Source organism: Nocardia sp. NPDC058518 (assembly GCF_042719655.1).
Lineage (GTDB): Bacteria > Actinomycetota > Actinomycetes > Mycobacteriales > Mycobacteriaceae > Nocardia.
On the sequence record NZ_JBHXNJ010000008.1, the window covers coordinates 1 to 15,380 of the forward strand.

A 15,380-nucleotide genomic window follows, 5' to 3' on the forward strand; every position below is an offset into this window, starting at 1 on the left:
TGAAGTCGAATATTGGTCATTTGGAGGGTGCTGCGGGGATTGTTGGTTTGATCAAGGCGGTGGAGGTTCTTCGGCGTCGGGTGGTTCCGGGGAATGTGCATTTCAGTTCGTTGAATCCGAAGATTGATGTGTCGGGTTTCGATGTGGTGATCGGGTCTGGTTCGGTTGGGTTGGCGTCGTCGGGGGTGTTGGTGGCGGGTGTGTCGTCGTTTGGTTTCGGTGGGACGAATGCTCATGTGGTGTTGGAGTCTTATGACCAACCGGATCCTGCCGAGTCTTGATCAATAATCACAATATTCGAAGCTAGGAGCTCGACTTATGTCCAATCGGACGCACATTTTTCAGCACAAACCGATCCCGTGGAACCATGCCGAGTCCAGCGGGGATTCTGATGTCGCCGCATCTTCGACTGTATCGACAGACTGTCTGTATTCGACCGTGTGGATGGAGACGGGGGAGCCTGCTGGGTCGTCCCTGCCGGGTTCGCACGTGTTGGTGTCGAGTTCGGATGTCGATGTCGATCTGCCTCAGGGGTGGGTCAGTCGGGTTGTCTTCGATGCGGAGTCCCTGGCGGACGTCCTCGGCGAGCAGGCTTGGGGTTGTGTCGCGGTCCTGAGTGATGGCCGTGAGTCCGATGTGGCCATGGGGCTTCGGGTGCTCCAGATGTGTTCGGAGGGAAAGGTTCTCGCTCCTGATCGGGTGGTGCTCTCGACGGCAGGCGCTGATGATTCCGGTCTGTGGGGATTGGCTCGGACAGCCCGGTTGGAGCATCCTGATCTGGCGGTTCACTGCATCCAGGCATCGAGAGAACAGCTGCTGGCTGCCCTGCGGCTGAGTCAGGGTAATGGTTTGGAGGAGGAGTACAGGTTCACCGGAACCGGCGCTCTGGAAGTGCCGAGACTGCAACGATATGTGCCCGGTGATGGGTCGTTCGTGGCTCGGCCGGATGTGACGTATGTGGTCAGTGGCGGTTTGGGCGCCCTGGGCTTGGTCGCGGCGGAGTTCCTGGTGGATCGCGGGGCGCGGCACCTGGTGTTGCTGTCGCGGTCTGCCGGAGCGGCTGTGCCGGAGAAGGTTTCACAGCTGCGGCAGATCGCTCGGGTGGAGTGCGTGGCCTGCGATGTCAGTGACCTACGTAGTGTTCGTCAAGCGCAGGAGGCTGTGAGCCAGGCGGGAATGCCGTCGGTGGCCGGGTTGGTTCATGCGGCGGGTGTTTTGACTGATGGTGTGTTGGCGAATCAGTCCGGTGCGAAGTTGAAGTTGGCGTATGGGGCGAAGGTTCGGGGTGCGAGAAATCTGCGGAGTGTGTTCGCTCCGTTGGAGTTCTTGGTGTTGTTCTCTTCTGCTGCTGCGACTTTCGGTTCGGCGGGTCAGGGGAGTTATGCGGCGGCGAATGCGACGTTGGATGCGTTGGCGGAGTCGTGGTCGGCTCGGGGTGAGCGTGTGTTGTCGATTCAGTGGGGTGCGTGGTCCGACGCTGGTATGGCGGTCCGTCACGACGCGGTGGCCCGTGCGAAGGCTTCTGGTTTCGGTGTGATCGACAACGAGCTCGGTACCGCGGTACTGGGTCGGTTGTTGGGTGGGGATGCTCGGGGAACGGTGTGTGTGTCTCCTATCGATTGGGACACGTTGGGGCTGGATACCCGATTCGTTTCATCCTTCACAACCCGGGAGCCAACCGAATCGCTCAGCCCTGCGCCGAAACTGAGCGACGTCCGGCAAGCGATTCGCACGGCGGCGTGGGAAGCCGTTGGAAAGCAGATCGACGACAACGCCGTATTGCTGGAATCCGGTTTGGATTCTTTGGGGAGCATATCTCTCCGAAACAGAATCGCGTCCGATTTGAAGGTTTCGCTCCCGGCGGCCTTCGCTTTGGAATCGCCGGACATCGGTTCCATGGTTCGGTACGTATTCGAACTGATGCAGAGTCGCCGAGGTGAGATCACGCCTATCGCATCGACTCGGATGTCCTCCCATCTGCCCGTCCTGGTGGTCGGAGCGGGTGTGGGTGGCATCGGCTTCGCGCGAAGGCTCGAAAAGCTTGGCGTGGCAGCAATGGTCATGGAGCGGCGGGATCACGTCGGTGGGGTGTGGAGCACCCTGGCGAATACGTACTCGAAGCTTCAAATCGATTCCCCGGCATACAGTTTCGACAGCGTGTCGACAACGCTGAGTGGTGATCATCGATGGGGAACTGTTTTCCCGGGCAAGATCGAGGTACTGCAGCAGGCAGCCGCTGTATCTTCCGAGTTGAAGGAGCCGATCAATTTCAATTGCGAATTGACTTCGGTACGGAAAATCGGAGCTCAGGAGTACGAGGCCGTGTACATTCAAGACGGCGCCACCAAGTCTGTCAGAGTCTCCGGCGTCGCCGCCTTCACCGGCGGGCTTCATCGTCCAGTCGAGCAAAGATTCCCTGACGAGCATCGCTTTGCGGGGCATGTGGGGATCGGGATGTCCGATGACACACCCCCGGAAAAATTCCTCGACGCATCTGTGGTGATCGTCGGCCATGGGGCGTTCGCCCTGGAAAACATGCGAACCGCTCTGGAGAGCGGCGCCCGCCACGTCACGATCATTTGTCGACGACGGAATCTCGTCGTTTCCACGCTCTGCAACTGGATGATCAACTCCAGCGACGGGGCGACGACGGTCAGCGATGTAGTCGAAATCATGAGGCCGTTCTATCACTCCTGCGGCATAGACATTGATTCGCTGCCCTCGCTCTCGCAGGATGCGGACGGAAGCTACCTACTCGACCAGTCGACCGTTCCGCCGGCCTCTGATCTCTACTTCCTCGCGCAAAAGCTCGGGAAAGTGACCGTGATAGAAGATGAAGTCGCCACCGTATCGACCGATTCCATCACTACGACGGGTGGTCGGAAGGTAGCCGCCGACGTGCTGGTCAAATGCCTGGGATCGCACACAGACCAGGATGTTCTGCTGAACATCTTCGGTGCCGGCAGCAGAATGGAGGGCCTCTGGGTCAATGGTGATGCGAATCTGTTCACCTACAACGACGGTGCGCAGATCCCTCGGAAGGTCGGGTCCCTCCTCTGTTCCAGTTACGTATTCTTCCTGCAGGCTTTCGCTGAAGCCTATCTGCACTTCCGGGATCATCCTGCCGAACTCGAATCATCGCTGGACAGAATCTCCTCCGAATCTTCGGGAAGGTCGTACACGGAGCGGGTGCTCGTGGAGCTGTGGGACTTCATCGAGCCTGCCAAGAAGAACGTTGCGTCGCGAACCCTCGAACTCTGCCCATTCGACCGATTCCAACGAGAACGGGAAGCGGAATGGCAGACGTACGCGGAGTCGTTCGGAGACCACGCAGAAGACGTCGACGGTCTATGGGATCTGATGTCTCCCACGATGGCAATTCGGCATCGAAGGGAACCTGGCCTCCCGGTGGAAAGGCGTGTTCAGCATGCCCGCTTCGGGCCGGTCAGCGTTCTCGTTCCGCATCGGCACAGGGTGCTGTTCCTGCCGGGGCAGGGGACCGATGCACGTCTTTCCAGGGCTCTGCTGGACAGGACTGGCTGGACGAAACGCGAAGATCTCGAGTTCGTGATCCCCGATGCACCGTTCGCGATGCCCGCATTCACCAATGTCGAGCAGCTCGACATGATCGGATTGAAAACGCTGGCAGAGGAAGGTGTTTACGATATCGCGGGAAGCTATCGAGAGTGGAATGCCGGGTTCCTGGAGTTGTGGAACGAATTCTACGGTCTGCCGATCAGCGCTGAGACCGCCACTCCTGAAGGGGCTTTGAGCTCGACGCTGCCCTACATCAGAGCCCTCGCCGAAGATCACGGACCTTTCGCTGGCATCGCCGGCTTCTGCGAAGGTGCCGCGATCGCATCCGCGGCCCTTCATCGCCAGGCCGCGGGGCATGACATGGGACTGGGCGATGTGCGCTTCTTTATCGCTATGTCCGCCTGGCGATCGCCCATCCACGAACGAGCCGGAGTCTTCGAAAAGGACAGCCCCATCGAGATTCCTGTGCTTCAGACCGTGGGGGAGAAGGAGGCTGAAGTCTTCCTGGCTTCCGCGCCGATCTTCGGTCGCGACTTCCATCGGGTGCTGGAGCACAGACACCTCGGGCAGCACGTCTACCCCCCGCTGACTCGCAGCCTCGACCAGAAGCTCAACCGCCTGCTCCATGGTGCGGCGTCTGGGGTCGCTACCCACATCTGATCGGGCGAGCATGCCCGCAACCGTTGGTTGCGGGCGGCCCCGATCCCGTGTTTCTTGCGGACCGGGGCCGGTCGCTTCAACCCTTCCTCACGCCAAAGGCTCTGGGTCCGTTTGTGGTTGGCGACCAAGCTCTCCACACAGCGCAGCGAGTGCGCCTTGCACCATCCTCGCCGCGGATGCTTTCGCGAGATTTCACGCAACCGAGCACGCAACGCTCGGGCTCAGAAGTTTCCCGGTTCGCTCGGCGACCGTCTTCTTCAGCCTCAGTAGGCGATGAAGAGGATCTCGTCAGGGGTGTAGTCGTGGCCGGGGTGGTTCTCGGCCAGGTGCTCCTGGGTCTGCTTGATCAGGTCGGCTTCGTCGGTGCCCTTGATGGCGACGCCGCAGGGGCAGTTGAGGCGAGTCTTCATCGTTGTTCTCCTTTGGTTCCGACTATCCGAGCAGGTTTCCGGACAGTAGTCCGGATTGTATTCCAGGTCGTATGTTAGCGTGGCCCGCATGGGAGCTGTAGACGAAATCTCCGCCGGTACCAGCGACCTGTTCGCACTCGCCGAACAGGCCATCGGATTCATGCCGCCGGACGAGGGACACGCGCTCTACACCGCCGCCCGCGCGTACGCGGGCGATGGCACCATCATGGAGATCGGCACCTACTGCGGCAAGTCGACCGTCTATCTCGGCGCCGCCGCCCGCGAAACCGGCGCCACCGTGTTCACCGTCGACCACCACCGCGGCTCCGAGGAACACCAGCCGGGCTGGGAGTACCACGACACCACCCTGGTAGACCCGGAGACCGGCGTCTTCGACACCGTGACCACGTTCCGGCGCACCATGATTCGCGCGGGCCTCACCGACACGGTGACCGCGATCATCGGCTCCTCCACCGCCGCGGCGCACATCTGGCGCGCCCCGCTGCGCATGCTGTTCATCGACGGCGGCCACACCGAGGAAGCCGCCCAGCGCGACTACGACAACTGGGTGCACTGGGTGGCAGGCGGCGGGCTGCTCGCCATCCACGACGTCTTCCCCGACCCCGCCGATGGTGGCCGCGCGCCGTTCAACATCTACCGCCGCGCACTCGACAGCGGCAAGTTCACCGAACTCTCGGTCACCGGTTCGCTGCGCATCCTGCAGCGCACCGCCGCCTGCGGCTGAGCCGCCTCAGCGGGGGAGCGCGTCGCGGAAGATGCCGTTGCCCGCGGTGGTGCGGGTGAGGGCGTCGGCGGCGAGTACGACAGCCGCCGCGGTCCAGGTGGTGCGTTCCTCGGGCCAGCGTTTGCCATCGCTGAAAACCAGTCCGGTCCAATAGGAACCGTCGAGTTCGCGCAGATGCTGCATATTGCCGAACAGCGTGGTGGCGGCAGCGGTGTCGCCGATGGCATCCAGGGCGAGCACCAGTTCGCAGGTCTCGGCGCCGGTGACCCACGGTGCATCGGAGACGCAGCGGATGCCGAGGTCGGCGACCACGAATTCGTCCCAGCGCCGTGCGATCAGCTCCGTGGCCGCCGCGCCGCGCACCGCGCCGCCAAGGACGGGGTAGTACCAGTCCATGGAGTAGCGGCTCTTGTCCAGGAAGGCTTCCGGATGATGACGCAGGGCATCGCCGAGCCGGTCGCGGGCCGCCGCCCAATCAGGGCGTGGATCGCCCACCCGCTCGGCGAGCGTCACCGCGCAGCCGAGGCTGTGGAAGATGCTGGAGCAGCCGGTCAGCAGGGCTTCCCCGGAGGACCCGGATTCGTTTGCCGACCAGTGGATCTCGCCGTGAGCGCCCAGCTGGAGACCGAGGACGAAGTCGACGCCCGCGCGGACGGTCGGCCACAACTCGGCGGCGAAGCCGGTATCGCCGGTGATCGAAAGGGCGTGCAGGACACCGGTGGCCAGATAGGCGCAGAAGTTGGTGTCGGCGTCGTGGTTCTCGATCACGCCACGGCGCACCTGCATCGGCCACGAGCCGTCGTCGCGCTGCGACTTCGCCGACCAGATGTAGGCCTCGCGGGCCTCGTCCCACAGGCCGGCCACGGTCAGTGCCATCGCGGACTCGATGTGGTCCCAAGGATCGGTGTGACCGCCACTGAACCAGGGGATCGCACCATCGGGTTCCTGTGCGGCGGCGATGGATTCGGCGGTCAGCCGGATATCGCGCGCGGAGACGACCCCGGGAACTGCCGGTAGCTCAACGGGCATCGGCACGCACCGCCGGTTTCGTGAAGTAGAGCGCGACGGACTTGCCGACCAGTGGGTTCAGCACCCGTTCGGCTGTGCGCGTCACCGCGGGCGCCGACATCATGTCCCACACCAGCATGCGGTGATAGGCACTCACCAGTGGATGCTTGTCATTGCGCACGCCGACAGCGCATTTCAGCCACCAGAAAGGCGCGTGCAGCGCGTGCGCGAAGTCCTGGTGGTGGTAGCGCAGACCGCGCGCGGTGATCTTGTCGCGCAGCTCGTCGGCGCGATAGATGCGCACGTGGCCGCCCTCGTTGGCGTGGTATTCGTCCGAGAGCGCCCAGCAGATGCGTTCGGGTAGCCAGCGGGGCACCGTGACCGCCAGCGCGCCACCGGGTTTGACCACCCGCGCCAGCTCGGCGATCGCCCGCGTGTCCTGCGGGACGTGCTCGAGGATCTCCGAGGCGATCACGACGTCGAATTCGTCGTTGCCGTAGGGCAGATCGAGCGCGTCGCCGCGCACGGTCTCGGCCTTGGCGTACTCCGGGGCCTCGCCCGCCGCGGCCATGGCCTCGAACATGACATCGACATCGGCGAGGTCGGCGGCGTTCTGGTCGAAGGCGACGACGTCGGCCCCGCGGCGGTAGGCCTCGAAGGAGTGCCGGCCCGCGCCGCAGCCGATGTCGATCACCCGCGACCCGGGGCCGACGCCCAAGCGGTCGAAATCGACGGTCAACATGAGGCCTCCTGGCAAGGGTCGGAAGGGGTCGTCATCGGGCGGTGCCCGGCGGGGTGGGGGAGCGGCGGGCGATCGCCTGGTCATAGATCGCGACAGTCTGCGCGGCGACGGCCGACCAGCTGAACAGGTCGAGGACGCGAGCGCGACCCGCCGCGCCCATGAGCCCGCGTCGGCCGGGGTCGTCGAGCAATTCGCCGAGTACCAGGGTGAGCGCGTCCACATCGCCCGGCGCGACCAGTTCGGCGCACTCGCCGACAACCTCGGGCAGCGCGCCTGCCCGGCTGGCGACCAGCGGGGTCCCGCTGGCCATCGCCTCGACGGCGGGCAGTGAAAACCCTTCGTACATCGACGGAATGCAGGCGATCTCGGCCGAGGCGAGCAGTTCGGCCAACTGCTCGTCGCTCACTCCGCTGACCGGGGTGACGATATCGGCGATGCCGAGTTCGGCGATCAGTTTCTCGGTGGGGCCGTTCGGTTCCAGCTTCGCGACGAGCCGTAGCTCGACATCGCAGGTATGGCGCAGCTGGGCAACAGCTTTCAGCAGGTGTGCGATGCCCTTGAGCGGTTTGTCGGCACTGGCGACCGCGACGATCCGCCCACGCACCCGCGGTGTCTCGCGCGGCCGGAACAGTTCGGTGTCCACGCCGAGGGGAACGGTGTGCAACTGTCCCGGCGTCACGCCGAAGTCTTCCGCGATATCCGCGGCCGACGAGGAAGACACCGTGATCAGATCCGGAATCCGCTGTGCGACTTGCTGTTGCATGCCGAGGAAGCCGTACCAGCGCCGCACGAACAGCTTGCGCCGCCACGGCGTCGCGGCCAGATCGACCGCGCGGTCGCGAGTGATCGGATGGTGGACGGTCGCCACCAGCGGCAGCTGCTCGGCGATGGCGAGCAGGCCGTAGCCGAGGCACTGATTGTCGTGCACGACATCGAAATCAGCTGCGCGCGACGCCAACAGCTTGGCGACGCGCAGGCTGAACGTGCGCGGTTCGGGGAACCCCGCCGTCCACATGGTGGCGAGCTCGAGCAGGTCGACACGATCGCGGATCTCGCGGGGATGCGGTGTGCGAAAGGGATCTTCGTCGCGATAGAGGTCCAGACTCGGCACCTCGGTGAGCCGCACCCGCGGATCGAGATCCTCGGGATAGGGCTGGCCGGAGAAAACCTCGACCTCGTGGCCGAGCTCGACGAGCCCCTGGCTCAGGTACCGGACATACACCCCCTGCCCGCCACAGTGCGGCTTGCTCCGGTAGGACAGCAGCGCGATCCGCATCAGTCCCTTGCTCCTGACTCGTAGCTGACCTGCCAGTGTTTTATGCCGTTGATCCACCCCGACCGTAGTCGCTGCGGCTCCGACACCTGGGACAGATCGGGCATCACATCGGCGATGGCGTTGAAGATCAGATCGATTTCGAGCCGGGCCAGGTTGGCGCCGACACAGAAGTGCGTGCCGGTGCCGCCGAAGGCCAGGTGCGGATTGGGGTCGCGCAGGATGTCGAAGCTGAACGGGTGCTCGAAGGCATCCTCGTCGAAATTCGCTGAGCTGTAGAACAATCCGACCCGCTCACCCGCCCGGATGCGTTGTCCGCCGAGCTCGGTGTCGGCGGTCGCGGTGCGCTGGAACACCGTCACCGGGGTCGCCCAGCGCACGATCTCGTCGGTCGCGGTGCGTGGGCGCTGCTGTTTGAAGAGCTCCCACTGCTCCGGATTGTCGATGAACGCCTTCATCCCGTGGGTGATGGCGTTGCGGGTGGTCTCGTTGCCCGCCACCGCGAGCAGGATCACGAAGAACCCGAACTCGTCGGAGCCCAGCGCCTCCCCGTCGAGATCGGCGTGCACCAGCGTGCTGACGATGTCGCCGGCCGGTTCGGTGCGCCGCTGCTCGGCCATGTTCCAGGCATAGCCGAGGATCTCCATCGCCGCGGTCGACGAGGCGTCGGTGGTCGTGGCGTCGCCGTATTCCGGGTCGTCGTAGTTGAGCATCTGGTTCGACCAGTCGAACAGCTTGCGGCGGTCCTGCTGGGGAACGCCGACCAGTTCGGCGATGGCTTGCAACGGAAGCTCGCACGCCACCTGCTCGACGAAATCACCGCTGCCCGCCGCCCGCGCCGCGTGCGCGATCGCGGCCGCCCGTTCGGTCAGCGCCGCGCGCAACCCCTCGACCGCGCGCGGCGTGAACCCCTTGGAGATGATCCGCCGGATCTTGGTGTGCTTGGGCGGATCCATGTTCAGCAACAGGGCGCCGGTGAGTTCGATCTGCTCGGGAGTCACCTCGCCGGGCAGCCGGATGACCGAACCCTTCTGCTGGGAGGAGAACAGCTCAGGATTGCGCGAGATCTCCTTGATGTCCTCGTGTTTGGTGATCACCCAGTAGCCGCCGTCGCGGAACCCGCCAGACTGCGGGTCGGTCTGGGCGTTCCACCACACCGGCGCGGTCCGGCGCAGCTCGGCGAATTCCTGGACGGGGTTGCGGGATTCCCACAGGGCCGGATCGGTGAAATCGAATCCGCTGGGGAGCGACGACGCTGTCACACTGGTCTCCGCCCGCGCTCAGCGCTGCCTGCGGCGGTAACGCACGCGGCAGGGTTGCTCGAGCTGCACCACCATCTTCGAATGATCGTTGCGGTAGGTGTCGGACGGCTGCGCGAGGTCGAACTCCCAGTCCCGCAGCAGAATCGAGAAGATCGCCTTGAGCTGCATCAGCGCGAACGGCGCGCCCACACAGCGGTGCCTGCCGGCGCCGAAGGGAATCCAGGTCCATCGGTTGAGGGTGTCGTCCTGGCGCGGATCGAGGTAGCGCGCGGGATCGAAGGCGTCCGGATCGGGGAAGTCCTCCGGAATCCGGTTGGAGATCGCGGGGGTGGCGGCCACCATGTCGCCGGGCCCGATCCGGTGCCCGCACACCTCGAACTCCCCGCGCGCCAGGCGCATGAGGATGATCAGCGGCGGATGCAGCCGCAAGGTCTCCTTGAGCGCGGCCTCCAGATTCGGGATCTGGCGCAGCGCATGGTGACTGACGTCGGCCCCGTCGGCGTAGAGCTCATCGAGCTCGGTGACGACGCCGGCCAGCGTCTCGGGGTGGCGCAGCAGTTCGATGATCGTCCAGGCGGCCGTGCCCGAGGTGGTGTGGTGGCCTGCGAACATCATCGAGATGAAGATGCCGGTGATCTCGCTGGCCGAGAACCGCAGCGCCCCGTTCTCGTCCTTCACCGAGATGAGGACATCGAGCATGTCGCGATCGTCTTTGCCCGCGGGCGGATTCGCCTCCCGCTGATCCATGATCGCCTGCACCAGCTCGACCAGGGCGATCCGTGCGGCGTCGCGGCGGGCGAAGCTCTCGATCGGCGCGTACGGATCGACGTAGGCCAGGGCGTCGGTGCCCTGTTCGAGCTCGTGATAGAGGTGCGCGAAGCGCCCGTCGAGCTGTTTGCGGAATTTCACCCCGATCAGACAGGCCGATGAGGTGTAGATGGTCAGCTCGGCGAAGAACTCGAGCAGGTCGATCTCGCCCTCGTCGTCCCACTGGGCGACCATCTGATCCACTTCGTGGGCGATGGTGCCCGCGTGCCCGCGCATATGGTCCGCGCGCAGCGCCGAATTGTGCAGCATCTCTTTGCGGCGCTCGGGCGGTGCGTCGAAGACGACGCCCTCGCCGAAGATCGGCTTCATGAACGGATAGGCCGCGCCCTGGTCGAGATCATCGTCGCCGGCGCGGAAGAAGAACTCGTTGGCTTCGGCGCCGGACAGCAGGACGACATCGCGTCCCGCGAGTTCGAAGGTACCGACATCGCCGCACTCGGCGCGAACACGCCGCATCAGTGCGATCGGATCGGTGCGGAACTCGGTCAGGTGCCCGTGTTCGTCTTCGCCTCCGGATACGCGCTGCGGTTTGACCAGCGTCATTGGAAAGTCCTTCCCGGAATAATGTCCAGACAATATTTGGACATGTGTCTGGACAGTACTACGGTTTCCTGGTGCGCGACAGGGTTCGGTCCGAATCCGGTCGTCGAACGCGCTAGTCGTCGGTAGCGGGCTCGGCCATCAACCGGCGCGCGCACATCTCGAGCAGATCGGCGACCTGTGCGTACGACAGCAGTCCCATGCCGCCCTGGAGGAGCGCGCCCGCGTACAGCAGTTCGAGGGCGGCAAGGCGTTCGGGATCTTTCGCGCCGAGGGCTTCGCCGAGCCGATGGCGGATCTGCATGCCGATGCGCACCCGCAGGTGCTGCACGTCGGGATCGTCGCCGAGCAATGCGCTGCTGACCGCGCCTGCCAGCGCGGGTTCGTCGGCTACCAGCATCGAGACCTGGCGAAGGACGCCGACCACACGCGTGGTCGCGTCGGCGTCGCCTGCCTCCAGCGGGGGCATGGCGACCAGCCGTCGCCAGAACACCTCGGAGATCAGGTGCTCCTTGGAGGAGAAGTACGTGTAGGCGGTGGCGGTCCCGACCCCTGCCGACGCGGCGACGAGCCGGATCGTCGTCCCCGAATAGCCCTCGCGCGACAGCACGTCGACGGCGGCGACCGTCAACCGGTCCACGGTATCGGCCTGCTTTTCGGTCAAGCGTCGTCGAGTTGCTTCGATGCCGGTAGGTGCGTTTTCGGACATGTGTCTGGATGCTACTACAGTCGGGTGTACGGGCCAATCGACGTGCATGGTCTTGCGTCCGATCGATAAACCGAACTATATTCCGTACACCTGTCCAGACACGTATCGGAGCCTCGCTATGAACGGCCTCGTCCCCGCCGAAGGCACACCACTGTTGATCGGCGGCAAGTTGATCCCGGGTGGCTCCGGTGTCTTCGCGACCATCAATCCCGCCACCGAGGAGGTGCTCGGATACGCCGCCGACGCCTCGGGTGCCGACATGGACGCGGCCATCGCCGCGGCACGCACCGCCTTCGACGAGACGCAGTGGTCGCGTGATCCGGCGTTCCGCGCGCACTGCCTGCGCCAATTGCGTGACGTGCTGGGCGAACACCTCGAGGAACTGCGGGCGATCACGATCGCCGAGGTCGGCGCACCGGTCATGCTGACCAGCGGACCGCAGCTGGAAGGCCCGATCGCCGATCTGTCCTATGCCGCCGACCTGGCCGAGAACTACACCTGGGAAACCGATCTCGGCACCAGGGACCTGATGGGCATCGCCAGCCGCCGGGTGATCCGCCGCGAGGCCGTCGGTGTCGTCGGCGCGATCACGCCGTGGAACTTCCCGCACCAGATCAACCTGGCCAAGCTCGGGCCCGCACTGGCGGCGGGCAACACCGTGGTGCTCAAGCCCGCGCCCGATACTCCCTGGTGTGCCGCGGTACTCGGCCCGCTCATCGCCGAGCACACCGATTTCCCTGCTGGCGTGATCAATATCGTCACCTCCTCCGATCACGGCCTCGGCGCCCAGCTGGTCCTCGATCCGCGGGTCGACATGATCACCTTCACCGGCTCGACCCAGACCGGGCGCTCGGTGATGGTCGGCGCGTCGGCCACGCTCAAGCGGACCTTCCTCGAACTGGGCGGCAAATCCGCCGCCATCGTGCTCGACGACGCCGATATCGCCACCGCCGCGAGCTACACCGCGTTCACGGTCGCCGTGCACGCCGGCCAGGGTTGCGCACTCACCACCCGGCTGCTGGTGCCGCGCGAGTCCTACGACGCAGCGGTCACCGCGGCGGCCGGTGCGTTGCGCGGACTCGCTGCCGGTGATCCGACAAATGCCGGAACCGTCTGCGGGCCACTGATTTCCGAGCGGCAGCGGGCGCGGGTGGAGCGTTATCTCCAGATCGCGCGCGCCGAGGGCGGGCACATCGAGGTCGGTGGCGGCAGGCCCGCGGACAAGGAGCGTGGGTACTTCATCGAACCGACGCTGATCAGCGGGCTCGACAACACCGCGACCGTCGCGCAGGAGGAGATCTTCGGTCCGGTGCTCGTCGTGATCGCCCATGACGGCGACGACGACGCGATCCGGCTCGCCAACGAATCGCCCTACGGTCTGTCGGGCTCGGTCTGGGGCACCGACCCGGACCGGGTCGAGCGTGTGGTCTCGGGGGTGCGGACCGGGACGCTGAGCGTCAACGGCGGGCTCTGGTACCACGCCGACGCGCCGTTCGGTGGCTACAAACAGTCCGGCATCGGCCGCGAGATGGGCGTCGCCGGTTTCGAGGAATACCTCGAGACCAAGTTGATCGCCACCCCCGCCTGACCTCACCGACATCGACCACACTCAGGAGCTGAACACCATGGCACGTTTCACCGGTCGCACCGCGATCGTCACCGGCGCCGCGCAGGGCATCGGCGCGGTCTACGCCGCCGCGCTGGCCGCCGAGGGCGCCAATGTCGTTGTCGCCGACCTCAATGTCGAGCGCGGCGAGGAGGTGGTCAAGCAGATCGTCGCCGACGGCGGGTCGGCGGCCTTCCGTCGCGTCGACGTCGCCGATCCCGAATCCGCTGCCGCACTGGCGGAATTCACCGTCGCCGAGTTCGGCGCGATCAATCACCTGGTCAACAATGCGGCCATCTACGGCGAGATGAAGCTCGATCTGCTGCTCACCGTGCCGTGGGACTACTACAAGAAGTTCATGGGCGTGAACTTCGACGGCGCGCTCAATGTGACGCGTGCGGTCTGGCAGCCGATGATCGCCGCGGGCGGCGGCTCGATCGTCAACCAGTCCTCCACCGCCGCCTGGCTGTACTCCGGTTTCTACGGGCTGGCCAAGGTCGGCATCAACGGCCTCACCCAGCAGCTCGCCACCGAGCTGGGTGGTTCCCGGATCAGGGTGAACGCCATCGCGCCGGGCCCGATCGACACCGAGGCCACCCAGACCGTCACGCCGGGAAACATGGTGAAGGACATGGTGAAGCGCATTCCGATCAAGCGGATGGGCACCCCGCAGGACCTGGTCGGCGCCTGCCTGTACCTGCTCTCCGACGAGGCGAGCTGGGTCACCGGCCAGATCCTCAATGTCGACGGCGGGCAGATCATCCGATGACGACCGAATCCACCAGCGCCCCGGTCGGATTCATCGGACTGGGCAATATGGGCGCGCCGATCGCGCGACGGCTGCTGGAATGGCCGGGCGGGCTGACGGTCTGTGATGTGCGCGCCGAGGTCACCGAACCGTTCGTCGCGGCGGGCGCGCGTTCGGTCGCCGATCCGGCGCAGGTCGCGGCGCACGCGCGGATCATCTGCGTGACCGTCATCGACGACGCGCAGGTGACCGAGGTCCTCACCGGCCCGGCGGGCATCCTCAGTACCGCGGCACCGGGCACGGTCGTCGCGGTGCACTCCACTATCAGTGACCGGACCGCGCAGGAGCTGGCCGCCCGCTGCGCCGAACACGAGGTCGAGTTCGTCGACGCGCCCGTCAGTGGCGGCGCGCCCGGCGCCACCCAGGGCAGGCTGGCGGTGATGGTCGGCGGCAGTGCCGCCGCGGTGGACCGGATCAGGGCGCCGTTCGCGTGCTTCGCCGACCTCGTCGTGCACGCCGGTCCGGTCGGAGCGGGCACGCGAATGAAGTTGGCGCGCAACCTGCTCCACTTCATCTCGTTCACCGCCGCCACCGAGGCGCAACGCCTCGCCGACGCCGCCGGGCTCAGTCTCACCGCACTCGGCAAGGTGGTCCGGCACTCCGACGCGGTGACCGGCGGGCCGGGCGCGATCATGCTGCGCGACACCACCGCGCCGATCGAGCAGGACGATTTCTGGTTCCCCATCCTCGGTCACGTGCGCGATCTCGGCGAGAAGGACCTGTCCCTCGCGCTCGAACTCGGTGACCGGCTCGGGGTCGACCTGCCCCTTGCCCAACTCGCCATCGAACGCCTGGCCGACGGGCTCGGCGTCGCCCACCCTGTGCTCGACAAGGAGTCGTCATGACCACCAACGGAGAAACTCCCGCCGACGTGCGGCAGCGTGGCCTGGCCAAGATGAGCGAGGTCTACGGCTGGGAATTCGCCGACGGCCCCGGCGAGCATTTCGCCGTCACCGCCGACCACCTGTTCGCCGACATCTGGTCGCGTCCCGAGCTGACCGTCCGCGAGCGGCGGCTGTTGCTGATCGGGGCGCTCACCGCGCAGGGCAATCTCGACGTCGCCGAGATCCAGATCGGCGCGGCCTTGCGCAACGGTGAACTGTCCGAGGAACAGCTGCGCGAGATCGCGCTGTTCCTGTGCCACTATGTCGGCTGGCCCGCGGGCACGAAGCTCGACGGCACCGTCGGCAAGGTGATCGCGCAGGAGCGGCGCAAGAAATGACGCACTCCGAACCCGGCCGTTCGCGATCGC

14 protein-coding genes are annotated in these 15,380 nt (G+C 65.5%); 7 read left to right on the top strand and 7 right to left on the bottom strand.

Annotated features, from left to right (window positions below; all coding sequences use genetic code 11):
* On the top strand, positions 1-281 hold a 281-nt coding region (locus ACFWPX_RS16035), incomplete at its 5' end, for a ketoacyl-synthetase C-terminal extension domain-containing protein (RefSeq protein WP_378928003.1).
* Positions 282-318: 37 nt separating this feature from the next.
* Positions 319-4,197: an SDR family NAD(P)-dependent oxidoreductase gene (locus ACFWPX_RS16040; protein WP_378928004.1), complete on the top strand. Its 3,879-nt coding sequence runs from the start codon at positions 319-321 to the stop codon at positions 4,195-4,197.
* 263 nt (positions 4,198-4,460) lie between these two features.
* Here ACFWPX_RS16040 and ACFWPX_RS16045 read toward each other — a convergent pair whose 3' ends face one another.
* Entirely contained in the window at positions 4,461-4,607 is a 147-nt protein-coding gene (locus ACFWPX_RS16045) for a DUF1059 domain-containing protein (protein WP_378917126.1), read from the bottom strand.
* A gap of 88 nt (positions 4,608-4,695) precedes the next feature.
* Here ACFWPX_RS16045 and ACFWPX_RS16050 point away from each other — a divergent pair, with 88 nt between their 5' ends.
* Positions 4,696-5,352, top strand: coding sequence for a class I SAM-dependent methyltransferase (locus ACFWPX_RS16050; protein ID WP_378928006.1), 657 nt, complete (start codon positions 4,696-4,698; stop codon positions 5,350-5,352).
* A 6-nt stretch (positions 5,353-5,358) separates the two neighbouring features.
* On the opposite strand, the gene ACFWPX_RS16055 is transcribed toward ACFWPX_RS16050, so the two are convergent.
* From ACFWPX_RS16055 to ACFWPX_RS16080, 6 genes are all read right to left on the bottom strand, one after another.
* Positions 5,359-6,381, bottom strand: a complete 1,023-nt coding sequence (locus ACFWPX_RS16055; RefSeq protein ID WP_378928007.1) for a prenyltransferase — start codon at positions 6,379-6,381, stop codon at positions 5,359-5,361.
* Positions 6,371-7,102 carry a class I SAM-dependent methyltransferase gene (locus ACFWPX_RS16060; RefSeq protein WP_378928008.1) on the bottom strand — a complete coding sequence of 244 codons (732 nt, stop codon included), beginning with the start codon at positions 7,100-7,102 and terminating at the stop codon, positions 6,371-6,373. Before ACFWPX_RS16060 ends, ACFWPX_RS16055 begins: the two co-directional genes overlap by 11 nt.
* Before the next feature lie 31 nt (positions 7,103-7,133).
* A complete protein-coding gene (locus ACFWPX_RS16065) occupies positions 7,134-8,378 on the bottom strand; it encodes a glycosyltransferase family 4 protein (RefSeq protein ID WP_378928009.1) in 1,245 nt (414 codons plus the stop codon).
* Positions 8,378-9,637 (bottom strand): cytochrome P450, encoded by a 1,260-nt coding sequence (locus ACFWPX_RS16070; protein ID WP_378928010.1) that lies wholly within the window; start codon positions 9,635-9,637, stop codon positions 8,378-8,380. The genes ACFWPX_RS16065 and ACFWPX_RS16070 overlap by 1 nt, the downstream gene beginning before the upstream one ends.
* Positions 9,638-9,655: 18 nt before the next feature.
* On the bottom strand, positions 9,656-11,008 hold the full coding sequence (locus tag ACFWPX_RS16075; protein ID WP_378928011.1) for a cytochrome P450: 1,353 nt from the start codon (positions 11,006-11,008) through the stop codon (positions 9,656-9,658).
* A 112-nt stretch (positions 11,009-11,120) separates the two neighbouring features.
* Complete coding sequence (locus ACFWPX_RS16080) at positions 11,121-11,714, bottom strand: TetR/AcrR family transcriptional regulator (RefSeq protein WP_378917112.1); 594 nt, start codon at positions 11,712-11,714, stop codon at positions 11,121-11,123.
* A gap of 118 nt (positions 11,715-11,832) precedes the next feature.
* On the opposite strand from ACFWPX_RS16080, the gene ACFWPX_RS16085 reads away from it, so the two are divergent.
* The 4 genes from ACFWPX_RS16085 to ACFWPX_RS16100 are packed head-to-tail and all read left to right on the top strand — an operon-like array spanning position 11,833 to position 15,350.
* Positions 11,833-13,302: an aldehyde dehydrogenase gene (locus tag ACFWPX_RS16085; RefSeq protein WP_378928012.1), complete on the top strand. Its 1,470-nt coding sequence runs from the start codon at positions 11,833-11,835 to the stop codon at positions 13,300-13,302.
* A gap of 37 nt (positions 13,303-13,339) precedes the next feature.
* Positions 13,340-14,089 carry an SDR family oxidoreductase gene (locus ACFWPX_RS16090; RefSeq protein WP_378917108.1) on the top strand — a complete coding sequence of 250 codons (750 nt, stop codon included), beginning with the start codon at positions 13,340-13,342 and terminating at the stop codon, positions 14,087-14,089.
* A complete protein-coding gene (locus ACFWPX_RS16095; protein ID WP_378928013.1) occupies positions 14,086-14,973 on the top strand; it encodes an NAD(P)-dependent oxidoreductase in 888 nt (295 codons plus the stop codon). The genes ACFWPX_RS16090 and ACFWPX_RS16095 overlap by 4 nt, the downstream gene beginning before the upstream one ends.
* Positions 14,970-15,350: a carboxymuconolactone decarboxylase family protein gene (locus ACFWPX_RS16100; RefSeq protein ID WP_378917104.1), complete on the top strand. Its 381-nt coding sequence runs from the start codon at positions 14,970-14,972 to the stop codon at positions 15,348-15,350. The genes ACFWPX_RS16095 and ACFWPX_RS16100 overlap by 4 nt, the downstream gene beginning before the upstream one ends.
* Positions 15,351-15,380 lie beyond the last annotated feature (30 nt).

Bases quoted from the DNA above. Each gene is read 5' to 3' on its own strand.
- ACFWPX_RS16040 (WP_378928004.1), top strand. From the start codon at position 319: ATGTCCAATCGGACGCACATTTTTCAGCACAAACCGATCCCGTGGAAC.
- ACFWPX_RS16045 (WP_378917126.1), bottom strand. From the start codon at position 4,607: ATGAAGACTCGCCTCAACTGCCCCTGCGGCGTCGCCATCAAGGGCACC.
- ACFWPX_RS16050 (WP_378928006.1), top strand. From the start codon at position 4,696: ATGGGAGCTGTAGACGAAATCTCCGCCGGTACCAGCGACCTGTTCGCA.
- ACFWPX_RS16055 (WP_378928007.1), bottom strand. From the start codon at position 6,381: ATGCCCGTTGAGCTACCGGCAGTTCCCGGGGTCGTCTCCGCGCGCGAT.
- ACFWPX_RS16060 (WP_378928008.1), bottom strand. From the start codon at position 7,102: ATGTTGACCGTCGATTTCGACCGCTTGGGCGTCGGCCCCGGGTCGCGG.
- ACFWPX_RS16065 (WP_378928009.1), bottom strand. From the start codon at position 8,378: ATGCGGATCGCGCTGCTGTCCTACCGGAGCAAGCCGCACTGTGGCGGG.
- ACFWPX_RS16075 (WP_378928011.1), bottom strand. From the start codon at position 11,008: ATGACGCTGGTCAAACCGCAGCGCGTATCCGGAGGCGAAGACGAACAC.
- ACFWPX_RS16080 (WP_378917112.1), bottom strand. From the start codon at position 11,714: ATGTCCGAAAACGCACCTACCGGCATCGAAGCAACTCGACGACGCTTG.
- ACFWPX_RS16085 (WP_378928012.1), top strand. From the start codon at position 11,833: ATGAACGGCCTCGTCCCCGCCGAAGGCACACCACTGTTGATCGGCGGC.
- ACFWPX_RS16090 (WP_378917108.1), top strand. From the start codon at position 13,340: ATGGCACGTTTCACCGGTCGCACCGCGATCGTCACCGGCGCCGCGCAG.
- ACFWPX_RS16095 (WP_378928013.1), top strand. From the start codon at position 14,086: ATGACGACCGAATCCACCAGCGCCCCGGTCGGATTCATCGGACTGGGC.
- ACFWPX_RS16100 (WP_378917104.1), top strand. From the start codon at position 14,970: ATGACCACCAACGGAGAAACTCCCGCCGACGTGCGGCAGCGTGGCCTG.